Origin of the sequence: Bacillus cereus group sp. MYBK14-1 (genome assembly GCF_051916885.1) — a bacterium.
Lineage (GTDB): Bacteria > Bacillota > Bacilli > Bacillales > Bacillaceae_G > Bacillus_A > Bacillus_A cereus.
In genome coordinates, this window is the sequence record NZ_JBQAHM010000001.1 from 1 (window position 1) to 15663 (window position 15663).

The following is a 15663-nucleotide window of genomic DNA, read 5'->3' on the forward strand; positions in this document are numbered from 1 at the left end:
GCAGATGACAGATGGAGAGCCGGATACATGGAGACGTGTAAGTCCGGTTCGGAGAGGAGCATTTGGAAACCTATCACAGAAACGTGGAAAGGCGCTGGATGCTTACTCTACACATATGCCACAAAGGTAAATGAAAAAACAAAACTTATTGAAGAACTTCTTCGAAATGTACATAGCTCTTCTAAATAAGTTGCAGAATAAAATATAATGATACCGTCAGTTAATAATAATAATAATAGCTAAGAAAAAACTACTTCCTTTCTTAATTCACATAATTTTCAAAAATAAATCCTGTGGATGTTAATATTTGTTATATAATATATTTGTCAAAGCATTACCCCTAAAGTTTCTACAGTCAATCTGTAAGATAGTTTGTTTGGCTCGTATATTCACCTTAAAACAAAAAGAACTTGTAGAGAGTCCTACAAGTTCTTTTTGTTTTAAGGGTTAAATGTGGATTTAAAATATAGTTGCAATTTTTTGAGGGGGAAAAGTAAATGTTTATAAAAACAGAAAGATTATTAATACGGAAATTTGAGTTCAAAGATTGGCAAGCTGTTCATGAGTATACATCAGATATCAATGTTATGAAATACATACCTGAAGGGGTTTTTACTGAAGAAAATACAAGAAACTTTGTGAATGAAAACATTGGTGAAAACGCTAAGAACTTTCCTGTAGTATTAATTCATAAAGATATTCTGATTGGTCATATAGTTTTTCATAAATATTTTGGTGAGCATACATATGAGATTGGTTGGGTGTTCAATCCTAAATATTTCAATAAAGGATATGCTTCTGAAGCAGCACAAGCTACATTGGAATATGGATTTAAGGAAATGAAATTACATAGGATTATAGCTACATGTCAGCCACAAAATACCCCATCATATCGAGTAATGGAGAAGATTGGAATGAGAAGAGAAGGCTATTTCAGGAAGTGTATACCACATGGGAATGAATGGTGGGATGAATATTATTACGCTATTTTAGAAGAAGAGTAGTGTTTCAGAATGCATTATTTAAATTGACACTCTTATTCCTAAATAGGCAAGTTGACTATCTTTATTGGGGATTCTTGCTACTAAAGGCGAAGTTTATTTCCGGTATCGCTGACGTGCAAAACTTTGTATAATCTGATCTTATCTCTAAATCACAACTGTTACCCCATCACCATCAAGTTAAAGTTTCGTTTTATTTTGCTAACTTGATGGTGATGTGACGTAACCTTAATTATTTAAAAATTTTAAAAAGGCCCATTAGTCATGTTAAAGGGACCTTGATCACGCAAATGATCTGTAAACCAATTCATTTTTGATATACAGATCATTTGTATAATAATTTTTATAAATAATTGCTAAATAGTGAATTTACATAAATGCTTTTAGTAGTTCTTGAATTAATGGGATTGCTCCACCTATAAATTTTAAAACTGCCATTGCGATTTCCATATTATTCTCTCCTCTTTTTCGTATTAAGATGTAATAAATCTTTATAACTTTATTATAGTAAGCGCTTACAATAATAACAATACATTTCCGTATGCAATATTGCATATTTATACATTAGATCTCTATTATTCATTTTTTAATGGTACTATAGCGAGGTGAGAGTCTTTAAGGGTTCTCCTTAATAGGAGGAAATATGGAAAGAGTGCAAGCGATTTACAGTAATCAAAAATTTAAGAGTTGGGTTAAACAGGTATTAGCTGTAGGAGGAGTAATAGGGTGCTGTTATTTGGTGTTATATGTTTTCTGTTTCTTAGTTATCATGTAAATAGTATACAACTAAACTAGTAGAGTCTTGCCTAGAGAGGTAAGGCTCTTTTATTGTAGTACCTGGAGATGAGCAAACTACATACAATATCTCTCAGGTTTTTCAAATCACTTTGTACGGTTTCTTGTTTAGAACACTAATTCCTATCATTGAAAACAGAATTCTATGGATAAAAAATATGTTTTTACTAGATACATATTAAAAAGACAAGCATAAATTATATTAGATTTTGACAAAGTCTTTTTGATTTCGAAAAGGATTTAAATCTTACTTATAGATTTGATTCCTTTTTATATAATATAATCCTTATATTGATACGTAAATATAATACAGTAATAATGATTTAAAAGCAAGAATTTTAGTAGCGGTACGTTCACACATCCATCAACTTAAGATTTTAAAGTAGCTCTTAAACAAAAAAAATTCTTTTTTTAATTGATTAATAGTAAACAAGAAAGATTGGCAAATTAACAAATAAAGAGATTTATTCAGGTAAAATCTATCAAAAGGTCCTTTACAAAATTTATACATAATTCAATTACAAAATAATGTAAAAATTATGCATTTTTGTAAAAGAAATTCATTGACACTTGTGTATATAAGTAACTATACTCGTTACATTAAATTGAATGCGTGATAATACGATTTTATTATTATTACAAACATGTAAATATAAAAATAGAAAATTTCAATTTGATAAATACAATGGTAGAGGTGTTTATTTTAATGAAGCATAAATTAATTGCAACAGGTATCCTTGCAGGAGTTATATTATCCTATTCTTCTAATATTTTAGCAGATACTCATAAATTCCCTGATGTTCCTACATGGGCTGATAAATCCGTTAACTATTTAGTTGATAAACAGGTATTAAATGGTTATCCAGATGGAACTTTTGGTTCAAATGATTCCTTAGACAGAGCTTCGGCTACAAAGATTATGACAAAAGTTTTAGGGATACAAATTGACCCTAATGCAAAACCATCTTTTACAGATTCACAAAATCACTGGGCTACTCCTTATATTGCTGCTGCTGAAAAAGCTGGGATTGTTAAAGGTGAAGGTAATGGAATCTTCAATCCATCCGGAAAAGTAACTCGCGCTGCTATGGCTACGATGCTAGTAAATGCATATAAACTACAAAGCACACCAAATCATAATGATCAGGTTAGATTTGAAGATTTAAAAGGTCATTGGGGAGAAAAATATGCCAATATTTTAATAGATTTAAAAATCTCTAATGGTACCGAGAACGGTTGGCAACCAAATAGATTTATAACACGTGCTGAAGCTGCTCAACTTACTGCAAAAACAGATATGTTACAACAAAATTTAAACGATGAAAAAGAGATTACTACTGCTACCTCATATGAAGATTTAAATTTAACAGTGGCTTCGAAAATTACAGCTCAAGAGATTGATAGTTTTATTGCAAAATATCATTCAGATAGTCCCTTAGTTGGACATGGACAAGATTTTATCAATGCGCAAAATCAATATGGCGTGAGTGCTCATTATTTAGCGGCGCATGCGATTTTAGAATCTGGATACGGAAAATCAGAAATTGCATATCAAAAACATAATTTATTCGGTCTACGTGCATATGATGGAGACCCGTTTAAATATGCGAAATATTTACCAAGCTACGGCGATAGCATTGCTTATAACGCTAATTATGTACGAGAAAGATATTTAGAAGAAAGTGGTATGTATTATAACGGGTCAACATTAACTGGCATGAACGTGAAATATGCATCAGATAAAGGCTGGGCTAAGAAAATTGCGGGTATTATGGAACGTATTAAACCGTTTCGTGTAGAAGACTATACATATGCAAAAAAATTACCAAAGAATCCTGAAACATTAGATGTCGACGCGTTATCTAATGAAATTCCATATAAAATGTATGCAGGCGGTTCAAGCTCAAATGTTGTATCATCAGCTACTTACTATCAGGTACCTTATCCATTTAAATTAAAAATTAAAAGTAGACCAGATGTAGCTGTCGAGGAGAATAAAGTTGGTACAGTAACTCCTGGAACAACCATCTTTATTTATCGTGAAGATCCGAATGGATGGGTAGAATTCTCTTTTGAAGCTAATGGAGAAAAATATTGGACATTAAAAAATAAATTAAGTATGTAATTAAAAAGATCTATTTCACTAGTTTTAAAAGTATGGGATTGGACAATTGATTCTCTAGATTGGAAATACAATAAATTACCCGTTGATGTAGCAGCTGCAAAGATTATTCAAAATGTCTTAGCAGGTGCGACATCCGCATACTTTTTCGGGAAAATGTTGCGCAAAGTAGGTTCATTTTCAACACTATCTCCTGGTTCACCGTAATCTTCAATGATGTAATATTCCTTATCTTTAATGTATATATTGAATATACAAATATATTGTGTTATGATGTGAATTAGAAACTCGCGTGTTTCAAATACAACATTTTTATCTTTTTGATGACCTCTTATCTTTCCGTAAGAGGTCCTTTTTTATCCCTCCGTATTGCATAGCCGCTAAAATACTATGAAAAGATACTAGAGACTACTACAATGTGATATTCTCTAGTATTTTTTCTTTATCCATATTATCTATTGTTGGGTAATTGATGAATTATTAATTTTTGTATAATTTTCACAAAATAACTTTGAACCATTATTTATTTCAATATAAAATAATAAAGGTATATATATGAATAGGTATGTCCTTTTTATGTGATGATAATGCGAATTGAAGCGTAATACTGAAACGGTAAACGAGAAGAATCAGGGCCGAAACAGATAGTAAGGAGCAGACAATACTTATAATGAAAACGTTCATAATGGACTGTCTATGGATGGAGAAAAAATACGAAAAGATAAAAGGGGCAAATGAATATGAACAGAGCCTTTAAAGGTACCGTATTAGCAGGGATAAGTGTGGGTTTCTTGCTAGCTGGTTGTACAATAGAAACATATGTCCTAACGCAGTCCAGAATATAAGCAAGTAGATTAAGTATTCTAAGCAGATAAATGAAGACTATAGCGATGAAGAAATTGAAAGACAACTAAGAGGTATAGCATCCTGACTTTCTAAATAACATGAGTGTTTCTATAGAATGAATCCTTAGGAGGGCTATTGTGGAACCTTTAATCAATGCTATTTTATACTTTGTATTTTTATTTGGAGCACTGTTTCTTATACTGGGTACTGCATTGGTTTTATTAATCGTGGCTGCATTACCAGTAATCTGGAAGAAAAATCTATCATTCCTAATGATTAGCTTAGGTATAAATATACTTGTCATTCCATTGTCTTTTTTTATTGGCGGGATGGCAACAGATTCCCCTGGTAGTACGATGCACGATTTTTGGGAAGTATTTTTGTTTATTCAGATATTTCCGTTTCCCCTAGTACTGCTATCTTTAGTTTGGTGGCTTGTGCGTCGAAAAAAAGAAAAAGTTCATGTGTAGCGTTTTTAATGCAAATAAGCTGTCCGTTTGGGCAGCTTATTATATTTATTACTAAGCGTGATTATTTCCAAAATGAATGCAATACCACTATACAGTTAAATTGAAGGTGAACCATATTGAAATCTTATCAAACTTTAGCCCACTTGTATGCATTAGGACTAGGCTGCGGACTTTGGAATAGAGAGGAGGTTATTTCATGGTGCGATAGGTTGATTGAAGCAAATGATCACCCGCCATATGAAATTATGGAGATATCTTTAATGTCTAAAGCAAAGCTGATATATATAGAATCGGCTTTACTGTCATATAGCCGCATAGTTGATGAAAACCCCTCGGTAAACATCCTTCTTTCAGTCTTAAATGAAAAGTTAGTAGCTCAGAAATGGAATATTAAACAAGCTATTACTTGCTCTACTCGATTACTAGTAAATAGAGGCCTGTATTGGGAAGAAGAATATTTTGATTTATACAGCCTTAATGATAGCTATGACTTAGCACAGGAAGGTATCCATTTTAATGAAAAAGATGTGATTTCTGCTTATATCGATACATTAGGTGTTTTTCGCGTCCATTTTAACGAGTTTGAAGATCTCTATTTACAAGTCATGAAACAGAAGTGGCAAGGGTAGAAGGCAGGAAAAAGAATCATTGAATCGTAAGAGTTACTTCCTGTATTTATCACCAAATTTATCTAGCCAAGACAAATCTGTCTTGGCTAGATAAATTTTTGTCTCTTAATAACTTAATGCTATCGTTTTTATTTTTTCCGACAGCAAGCTAAGTTAGCATGTTTAATGCATAATGAGACGCCTGTAAATGAGCATTACTATTTAAATTTTTACCAGAGAGTAATTTAGTTAATTAGTAGAAAAAGGAAGGGGCCTATTTGGCTCCTTCCTTTTTCTCATACATACATAACGCTTGTTGACAACTTATGAAATAATAGCATTCATCGCTATTAAAATATAACATTAAAAGCAATTAATTAGATATGTAATTTTGCATATATTGTACTATTTCATGAATAGGAACAAAACTATTTATCTCTTTCTGTATGGAGACAAATAGATTTAGGTTTACTTAAGTTAAGAAGATCTGATCATTGATTACTGGTTAAACCATATTTCTACGTATTTGAAAAAAATTATATTTGATGACGGATCTATTGTCTTTAAGACGGGAGATAAAGTAACAGAAGAAAAAATTAAGAGATTATATTGGGCAGCCAAGGAAGTAAAAGCACAATATCACCGTGTAATTGGAAATGATAAAGCACTAGAACCGGGTAATGCTGATGATGTACTAACAATAGTAATTTATAATAATCCAGATGAATATCAATTAAATAGACAATTATATGGATATGAAACAAACAACGGTGGAATTTATATTGAAGAGAAGGGGACTTTCTTTACATATGAGCGTACGCCAAAGCAGAGTATTTATAGTTTAGAAGAGTTGTTCCGTCATGAATTCACTCATTATTTACAAGGAAGATATGAGGTTCCTGGTTTATTTGGAAGCGGAGAAATGTATCAAAATGAACGGTTAACTTGGTTCCAAGAAGGGAATGCAGAATTTTTTGCAGGATCTACACGTACAAACAATGTTGTTCCACGTAAAAGTATAATAAGTGGCTTATCATCTGATCCAGCAAGCCGTTATACAGCAAAGCAAACTTTGTTCGCCAAATATGGATCTTGGGACTTTTATAAGTATTCCTTTACACTACAGTCTTATTTGTATAATCATCAATTTGATACATTTGATAAGCTTCAAGATTTAATCCGTGCAAACGATGTGAAAAATTATGATGCGTATCGTGAATTATTAAGCAAAAATACACAATTGAATGCAGAATATCAAGCATATATGCAGCAGTTGACTGATAATCAAGATAAATATAATGTACCTCAAGTAACAAATGATTATTTAATTCAACACGCACCAAAGCCGTTAGCTGAAGTGAAAAACGAAATTGTAGATGTAGCAAATATAAAAGATGCCAAAATTACAAAATATGAGTCACAATTCTTTAATACATTTACCGTGGAAGGCAAGTACACAGGTGGTACATCAAAAGGTGAGTCTGAAGATTGGAAAGCGATGAGTAAACAAGTAAACCAAACTTTAGAGCAGTTATCCCAAAAAGGGTGGAGCGGTTATAAAACAGTTACAGCCTATTTTGTAAACTATCGTGTGAATGCAGCTAATCAATTTGAATATGATATTGTTTTCCATGGTGTTGCGACAGAGGAAAAAGAAAAAACGACTACTATAGTAAATATGAATGGACCATACAGCGGGATAGTAAATGAAGAAATTCAATTCCATAGCAATGGTACAACAAGTGAAAATGGAAAAGTTATTTCTTATCTATGGAACTTTGGGGATGGTATAACAAGTACAAAAGCGAATCCTACCCACATATATGGAGAAAAAGGAACATATACTGTGGAACTAACTGTGAAAGATAGTAGAGGAAAAGAAAGTATAGAACAGACAAAAGTTACTGTAAAACAAGATCCGCAAACAGGCGGGTCCCTTGAAGAAGAGAAGATACTCCCGTTTAATACGCTTGTAAAAGGAAATCTGGTTACTCCTGATCAAACAGATGTTTATACGTTTAATGTTACAGATCCAAAAGAAGTAGAGATTTTTGTGGTAAATGAACAAAATATTGGGATGACATGGGTACTTTATCATGAATCAGATATGCAAAATTATGTAGCTTGTGGTGAAGATGAAGGAAATACTATAAAGGGAAAATTCGTAGCGAAACCAGGGAAATATTATCTGAATGTGTATAAATTTGATGATAAAAATGGTGAATATTCACTATTAGTAAAATAAATTCATTTCCGATATGTATACGAGAGTTGTATTTTAGGAGGAGTCTGTCACGATAGGCTCCCCCTATTTTTTTATTTATAAGGATGAAACTAAGCTTCCAACCTGTGTTCCGATTGGGAGGCATACAGGTGACACTCCAGGATTTAGTACTTTTGCTGAAGTACACTTGACGGAGAACGCATGCTTGTTATCAGGTTTGAGTAATACGAAAAGCGCTAACAGTCAAGATTCTTCTTCCATTTGGTGAAAAGGAAAAAATTTCCACGTAACAATAATTTCTCAAGTAGAATATTTTGTTATGTGGAAAATAAAGTAAAATGAATATTTACGTTATAGAAGAAGCGCTGTAAAATATTGTTTATATTAAGATTTTTTGTATATTTCAATAATTAATTCTATTGGCTTTCATTCCAATCAAAAAACTGTCATAAAAAAAAGAGGGGGAAGACATTGTTTGCTAAAATTTGTTTGTAAAAGCTTTTAACCTGTTAAGAGCAATCCTAAGGTAGACTATTAATTTCTTTAATAATTTTTGCTTTCCTTTAGTACTTGGCATAATGCATTAAAAAGTTTAAATTTTGAAAGGAGAATTTGACATTTTATATATATAGTATTTTTTATTGTATTCCTAACCATTCAAAGAGAAGGGGATGTGATTAAGGTGAATAATACATATAATGAAAAGACGCATACATTGATTAAACAATTATTAAAAAAGTTTTCACCAAAAGTTCCTGGCTTTGCATATATGGCCAGTTTTGATAGCGGAGTAACGTATAAAGGTGCAGTTGGCTTAGCTTCTATAGAGGAAAATCTACCGATAACCACAAAGAGCGTTTTTAATATCGCTTCAGTTTCTAAACAATTTACAGCGTTTTCTATATTACTCTTAGAACAAGAGGGAAGATTGAGTTTAGATGATTCAATTGTAAAGTTTGCCCCTTCTATAGGAACATTTGAGGCATCTAATTCATCATACTGGCGGACTAGTTGATTATATGGAATTGGCTCAAGCAGAAAATATTAAATTTACTGATATATTAACTGTGGAACAATCGCTAAAACACCTTAATGGTCATCAAATTGCAAGGTTCCCTGTTGGCACAAAATTTGAGTATAGCAATACAGGATATTTTTTATTGTCATTGGTGGTAGAGAAGGTAAGCGGGAAGTCTTTACGTCAGTTTGCAAAAGAACGTATTTTTGATTCTTTAAATATGAAAGACACAACAATTGTAGATTGGTACCCAACTACTATATCAATTGCTAGGGGGTATTCAAAGAATGAACAAGGAGCATATATGGTCTATGAAAGCCCTTCGGAACATACAGGTGATGGGGCAGTTCATGCAACAGTCGAAGACCTGGTAAAGTGGGGAGAAAATTTAACTACAGGTACCGTTGGCGGAAAAGAACTTGTTAAAAGAATGAGCGAAATAGGTCCGGAAATTTCTCCAACTGGGGAAACAATTATTGACAATGAAGATTATGCTTTTGGGCTAAGGCTTGCAGAAGGTTTTAACTGTCGATACTTGGAACATTCAGGTAGCTGGGCAAGTTATCGTTCATACTTCATGCGGTTTCCAAAAGAATATTTGACTGTTGTAGTACTAAGTAACTATGATGGATTTGACTCTAAAAAATATGCTAATGAAATAGCGGGAATTATTTTAGAAAAGTAAAAAATAGAGTGTAGGAGAGTATCTGGATTTGGTTAACCACAAGTTGTTTTAGGTGTAATTGATTTTGGGAACGGAAGGCAGGCATATATTTATGCCTGCTTTTTTGTATTAAAATGAACATAGATATTAATTTTTTTGTAAATATGGAACAATGTCATTACTTACAATGTCTATTAAGCGTTGAAACATTTTTTATTTAATAAATTAAGAAAGGAATAATGATTTTTAATTAAGGGAGAAGATTGAATTGAAAAAATTATGGATGCTGTTTTTCATTTGTTTCGCAGTTATGTTGGTAGGATGTAATAAAAACGAACCACCAAAACAAGCATTTGAAGAATATATCAATTTATGGAATGATAGAAAATTTGCAAATATGTATGATCATTTATCAGACCATGCCAAAAAATCGATTTCTAAAAAAGAATTCACAGAAAAATATCAAAAAATCTATGAGGGGATTGGAGCTAATAATTTAAAAGTTAAAATGAAAGGAGAGAATACGAAAGATAAAGAACTTTTTCTTTTTGAAGTTAAGATGGATACGGATGTAGGACCAGTTTCATTCATCCATGAAGCAAAACTTGTGAAAGATAAAGAGTCTTGGGAAATAGATTGGACACCAGACTTCATCTTCCCAGGTATGAAAAAAGATTACAAAGTACGTATGCAAATAGAGCAAGGAAAACGCGGAGAAATATATGATCGAAATGGAAAAGGGCTTGCAACGAATGGTAAAGCGACTGAGGTTGGAATTATTCCAGAGAAACTAGGCGAAACAGCAGCGCAAACGAAAGAAATAGTAGCACAATTACTTGATATGTCTATAGAAGAGGTCGAACAAAAGCTCACAGCGAAATGGATAAAACCAGACTCCTTTGTACCAATTGGCATTTTAAAAGAGGGAACTAGACAGAATGATTATATTGAATTAGAAGGAGTTTCATCTCACCCAGTAAATATTCGTACGTATCCATTAGGTGAAGCAGCGGCACACTTAACTGGATATATAGGAAAGGTGAATGCGGAGGAGTTAAAATCACTTCAAAAACAAGGTTATCAAGCAGATGATTTAGTAGGTAAGACTGGTTTAGAGAAAGTGTTAGAAAATAAATTGCGTGGTGAAAAGGGTGGACGCGTATTTATAGAAGATGAGAAGGGGAAAGAGATTAAAAACGTAGCAAAAAAAGAAGCAAAAGAAGGAGAAAATGTTACGTTAACAATTGATGCTGCAATTCAAGAAAAAATCTTTAATGAGATGAAAACTGAAGCAGGGTCTAGTGCAGCGGTCAATCCTAAAACAGGTGAAACAATCGCACTTGTAAGTAGCCCTGCTTATAATCCAAATATAATAGTTAGAGGAGCATCGAAAGCCCAACGAGAAGCATGGAGTAACGACTCGAAACTACCAATGACGAATCGCTTTACACAAGCATTTGTACCAGGTTCCGTATTTAAAACGATCACAGGTGCAATTGGTTTGGAAACAAACACAATAAATCCGAAGGAAGAATTTAAAATTCAAGGATTGAAGTGGACAAAAGATTCATCTTGGGGAAATTACTATGTAACGCGTGTAAAGGATGCAAGTCCAATTGATTTTGATAAGGCAATGAAGTATTCTGATAATATTTATTTTGCTCAACAAGCTTTGAAAATGGGAAAAGATCAGTATGTAAAGGAATTTAAAAAGTACGGATTTTATGAAAAATTACCAATCGAATACGAATTTCCTATTTCAATCATTGCAAAAGATGGGATAAAAAACGATATTCAACTAGCAGACACAGGCTATGGACAAGGACAAGTATTAATGACACCACTTCATTTAGCATTAACATATGCACCGATTGTGAATGAAGGGAATATTCCGTCGCCACATCTTTTAAAAGAAGCAAAAGTAGCAGGGAATTGGAAAGAAAATGTGGTTTCTAAAAAGAATCAAGAAATATTAAAGAGTGCATTAATCAAAGTCATTAATGACCCTGATGGTGCAGGGAGAATTGCAAAGGTTGATGGTGTAACGCTTGCTGGTAAAACTGGTACAGCAGAACTGAAAGAGTCGAAAGAAGCAGACGGAAAAGAACTGGGATGGTTCGCAGCTTTCGATGCAAATGCGCCAGACATGATTGTTACAATGATGATTGAAGATGTAAAAGGAAGAGGAGGAAGTAACGTTCCAGGTGAAAAAGTAAAACATGTATTTCAGAAATAATACTTAATTATATGGTGAATTTTTTGACTAAATTTATTACAGGTTTGCTTAACTCAAAGATATAAATTGGGGAAAATATAGAACAATTAAATTTCAAAAAAGCATTCTCGATTAGAAAGAATGCTTTTTTGCTGTGATTCTAGAAAAGTTGACATTGTTAATGGCAAATAGAAGGAGATAGCAAATTGAAATGGACAAGTGGAGTGTTACGTTAAATTCAAAAAACAGATTTTCATGAGTAGAATTTTATCATTGTATGCTTTACTTGTTTTTTAGTAGTATTATTCTGCCTGAAAAAAGATAAACAATGGAACAAATGAAACTTGTATTTTGTCTATATATTGAAACCATAATAAAAAAGTGAGGGCAGTTTTATGTTTATTCAAATAAGTTTGAGGTGTGGAAATGGAACAGACGTTTATTGAAAAGTGTAATCATGATGAGCTGGACTATGTTATAAAAGACTATTGGCAAGATGTATGGAATTATTCATTTATTATTACGAAAGATCCACACTTATCAGATGATATCACGCAAGATGTATTTATAAAGGTGTTTAAAAATTGGAATTCATTTCGAAAGGAGTCATCTATTAAAACGTGGATTTTAAAAATCACAAGAAATACGGCAATAAACTATTTGAAATCCTCCTATTTTAAAAGGATATCTTTAATAGGATTTTTTAGTGACGATAAGCAATCCTTGTCAGCAGAACAAGAATTTTTTAAGCAAGAAGAAATGAATGATGTGTGGAAGGTGGTATTAGAACTACCTAAAAAGCACCGTGAAATAATTATATTGGATGCAAAATATGAATTATCTTATGAAGAAATGGCTGAAACATTAGGAGTATCCATTGGAACTGTAAAATCGAGATTAAGTAGAGCGAGAAGTAAGGTTTCAAAATTAATAGGGGAGGGTAGTAGTGATGAACAATAAACAAAATCCTGACTGGTATAGAAAAATAAAAAAAGGCCCAATGGAGAATCGTAAAGATGAAGAAGAATTTATTTCTAAAATAAAGCAGTCTATATATGAAAATAATGAAGTGGATTTTGAAAAACATAAAAGACCATTTCGTAAAAAAGCATTACCTATTGTAGTTGTTTTGGTTTGTACAATGTTATTTTTCATTGTTCAACAACCTTGGCTTGATGATAATAAATCGCCGGTACAAAGTAGTACTCAAATTAAGCCTAAAACAAAAGATGAGTCTGCTCAAGATCCATCATTAAAACAATTTATGAATGAACTATATCAAAGTACGAACTCAAAAAATGAAAATAACTTGTACAAAGCGTTAAATGATGAAGTTCTATTTAAAGGAAAGAGTTATAGGAAGGATGAACTGAAGTTTGATGAAGATATCTTTCATGAGTTGCAAGTCGCCCTTACAATGGGAGGAGAGTTTGCAAAAGATACAAAGCAAGTATATAAAGTACCAAGTGGATTGACAGAAAGTAACCAACCAAACCAAGCGCATTTTATATATGCAACTGTTACTGGAAATAAAACGAAAATTTTAGCTGAACCAAAGCGAGAATCACAAGTTTTATATGAAGTATCTAATGAAATGGTAAAAGCTTGGATTCCAGAAAAAGTACAGAATAATGGATATATAAAAATATCTACAATTAACGGTAATACTGGATATGTACAGAAAGAGTATGTTTTAACTGATATTAAATATTCATTTATGTTCGAAAAGAATAATGAAGGTATATGGAAAATAATAAATATAGATTCTATATGGTAAAAGAGGAAGGTTCATTAAAGTGAACCTTCCTCTTTATTTTTATTTTCGTTTTGAAGAGTATTCCAGTACTCTAAAATTTCTGATGTAACGAGAGCGGCAATGTTTTTTTCTGAATTACTACCAGGGATAACGACAGAAACGGCAATTTGTGGATCTTCCGTAGGAGCATATGCAATGAAAAGAGAGTGATTTATCATTCTTGCTTGCTCATTTGGAAAACCTGTAATACCTGTTTTACCTGCGACGTCAAAGGGCAACTTTTTAATTTCCTCTATATTTTGACTCATCCCACCTTGCACGACACTCCAAAAGTTCATCGGGTAACGATTTGAACTTTCTAAAATGGGTTTAAACTTTTTGGTTTCCTTACCATCTTGACCAATAATCGCACTTACGATTTGAGGTTTATATTTGTCGCCTTTACTTGCCAAAGTTGCTGCATATTGAGCGAGTTGAAGAGGAGTATGCACTTCATTTCCTCCCCAAGAGGCATTTAATAAAGCTGAAATCCCATTTTCAAATTTATTAGATGGATGGAATTCATATTGTCCGTCTTCTTCAAAGGGTAAATCAATCCCGGTTTTAGAACGTAGGCCGAATTGCATTAAATAATCTGTCCATATATGTGCCACTTTTTCTATATTCCCATTATTTTGGTTGAATAGGGGCAGAGCTACTTTTGCTGTCATAAATGTGTTAGATGAATTAATGATAGCCTGCCTCGGTGTAATCTCACCTGTTGGCGTTCCAGGTGCATTCGTAATGTTATTTTGATTATCATACTGAAAAGTCCCTTTATCTAAATAAGTATCTTCGGGTTGGAAAAGCTTTTCGTTTAATCCAATTAAAATAGTGAGTGGTTTTATAGTAGAAGCCATATTTACATAAGATTCACCATACTTTAATTTTTGAATTGCTTTATTTTGCGAAAGAGAGTTAATGTTTTCTTTTCTAGAAGATACACGTGTATTTAATATATTTGGATCAAAAACTGCCGTGTTGGCCATAGTTAAAATTGCGCCAGTTTTTGCATCGCTTACTACAGCATAACCAGCTTTAGCATCAGGTGTTTTCTTAATTTGCGATCTTAATGCTTCTTCTGCCTTTTGCTGCAACTCAGAGTCTAAAGCTAGCCGTACATCTTTTCCTTTTTGTACTTTTTGAATGTTCCATAAGAACTTTTTATTATTCAATTTAAAAATAAGAGTTTTACCTGGTTTTCCTTTTAAATCATTTTCATATTGCAGCTCAATCCCGCTTTTTCCAACAGCCTTATGCTTTGAATTAAGGTCATTTTCTACATACCCAATTACTTGTGAACCAATTTCGTGTTTAGGATAATATCGAATCCATTCATCTTTAATTATTACATTATTGGGTTTGTTTTTGTTTATGAATGCAAGTTCATTCTCAGTTATATCAGAGTATAACGGTATATCATTCATAGTCTGCTTTTTACAAGATTGTTGTAATTGAGATTTTATGTTCTCTGTAGAAATATCATGTTGAAACTGGCTTGAAAATTGATTAAAAAAAGCTAATGTGTTTGATGTATCTTGTTTCGATAGCTTTTCGTCATTAGAAGTGCAATATAGAGACTTAACTTTTTTATTTGTAGCTAGTATTACACCATTTTGATCAAAAATCTTTCCTCTTTCAGCTGAAGAAGTTGCGATAGTAATTGAAATGAAGTTGATTTTTAATAAAATTAGTAAAATCAAACCTACGATAGAAAAAACCGCAAAAAATCTCCATCTTTTTGTATGTAACATATAACCCTCCCTTATGTAGCCTATTTCATCTTATATTTAATTATTTTTTTTGTAAATGTGGAACAACTGTATTGTTTAGGTTGTCTATTAAGTATTACAGCATGAAGAAAGGAATAATTAGCATGAAAATTTACTAGCAAGTTTATATGTA

9 protein-coding genes and 5 pseudogenes are annotated in these 15663 nt (G+C 32.4%); 11 read left to right on the forward strand and 3 right to left on the reverse strand.

Annotated features, from left to right (window positions below; all coding sequences use genetic code 11):
• Window positions 1-108 precede the first annotated feature (108 nt).
• Together ACTFR3_RS00005 and ACTFR3_RS00010 are read left to right on the forward strand one after the other, a co-directional pair.
• Window positions 109-189: pseudogene (locus ACTFR3_RS00005) on the forward strand (lysozyme family protein); the annotation flags it as partial.
• Window positions 190-497: 308 nt separating this feature from the next.
• The gene (locus ACTFR3_RS00010) at window positions 498-1004 is read left to right on the forward strand and encodes a GNAT family N-acetyltransferase (RefSeq protein ID WP_000470150.1); all 507 of its coding nucleotides are present in this window, start codon (window positions 498-500) and stop codon (window positions 1002-1004) included.
• Between the two features lie 366 nt (window positions 1005-1370).
• Here the strand turns inward: ACTFR3_RS00010 and ACTFR3_RS00015 are convergent, their stop codons facing one another.
• Window positions 1371-1556, reverse strand: coding sequence for a hypothetical protein (locus tag ACTFR3_RS00015; protein ID WP_001987408.1), 186 nt, complete (start codon window positions 1554-1556; stop codon window positions 1371-1373).
• Window positions 1557-2502: 946 nt separating this feature from the next.
• Here ACTFR3_RS00015 and ACTFR3_RS00020 point away from each other — a divergent pair.
• Window positions 2503-3921: an S-layer homology domain-containing protein gene (locus ACTFR3_RS00020; protein ID WP_074047716.1), complete on the forward strand. Its 1419-nt coding sequence runs from the start codon at window positions 2503-2505 to the stop codon at window positions 3919-3921.
• Between the two features lie 24 nt (window positions 3922-3945).
• Window positions 3946-4059 (forward strand): annotated as a pseudogene (locus ACTFR3_RS00025) (polysaccharide deacetylase); the annotation flags it as partial.
• Here the strand turns inward: ACTFR3_RS00025 and ACTFR3_RS00030 are convergent.
• Window positions 4047-4154, reverse strand: a pseudogene (locus ACTFR3_RS00030) (peptidase M56); the annotation flags it as partial. The pseudogenes ACTFR3_RS00025 and ACTFR3_RS00030 sit on opposite strands and share 13 nt — an antisense overlap.
• A gap of 747 nt (window positions 4155-4901) precedes the next feature.
• Between ACTFR3_RS00030 and ACTFR3_RS00035 the strand changes: the two are divergent.
• The 7 genes and pseudogenes from ACTFR3_RS00035 (at window position 4902) to ACTFR3_RS00065 (ending at window position 13740) form a co-directional block, all read left to right on the forward strand.
• Window positions 4902-5234 (forward strand): hypothetical protein, encoded by a 333-nt coding sequence (locus tag ACTFR3_RS00035; RefSeq protein WP_000433525.1) that lies wholly within the window; start codon window positions 4902-4904, stop codon window positions 5232-5234.
• Window positions 5235-5350: 116 nt separating this feature from the next.
• Window positions 5351-5863 (forward strand): hypothetical protein, encoded by a 513-nt coding sequence (locus tag ACTFR3_RS00040; protein WP_000844534.1) that lies wholly within the window; start codon window positions 5351-5353, stop codon window positions 5861-5863.
• Window positions 5864-6371: 508 nt separating this feature from the next.
• Window positions 6372-8087: pseudogene (gene colA, locus ACTFR3_RS00045) on the forward strand (collagenase ColA); the annotation flags it as partial.
• Between the two features lie 661 nt (window positions 8088-8748).
• A pseudogene (locus tag ACTFR3_RS00050) lies at window positions 8749-9769 on the forward strand (serine hydrolase domain-containing protein).
• A gap of 247 nt (window positions 9770-10016) precedes the next feature.
• The gene (locus tag ACTFR3_RS00055) at window positions 10017-11984 is read left to right on the forward strand and encodes a penicillin-binding transpeptidase domain-containing protein (RefSeq protein ID WP_440044030.1); all 1968 of its coding nucleotides are present in this window, start codon (window positions 10017-10019) and stop codon (window positions 11982-11984) included.
• A gap of 405 nt (window positions 11985-12389) precedes the next feature.
• Window positions 12390-12923, forward strand: coding sequence for an RNA polymerase sigma factor (locus ACTFR3_RS00060; protein WP_000438327.1), 534 nt, complete (start codon window positions 12390-12392; stop codon window positions 12921-12923).
• On the forward strand, window positions 12913-13740 hold the full coding sequence (locus ACTFR3_RS00065; protein WP_001060751.1) for an SH3 domain-containing protein: 828 nt from the start codon (window positions 12913-12915) through the stop codon (window positions 13738-13740). Before ACTFR3_RS00060 ends, ACTFR3_RS00065 begins: the two co-directional genes overlap by 11 nt.
• A gap of 14 nt (window positions 13741-13754) precedes the next feature.
• Here ACTFR3_RS00065 and ACTFR3_RS00070 read toward each other — a convergent pair whose 3' ends face one another.
• Window positions 13755-15512 carry a peptidoglycan D,D-transpeptidase FtsI family protein gene (locus ACTFR3_RS00070; protein WP_440044031.1) on the reverse strand — a complete coding sequence of 586 codons (1758 nt, stop codon included), beginning with the start codon at window positions 15510-15512 and terminating at the stop codon, window positions 13755-13757.
• Between the last annotated feature and the right edge of the window lie 151 nt (window positions 15513-15663).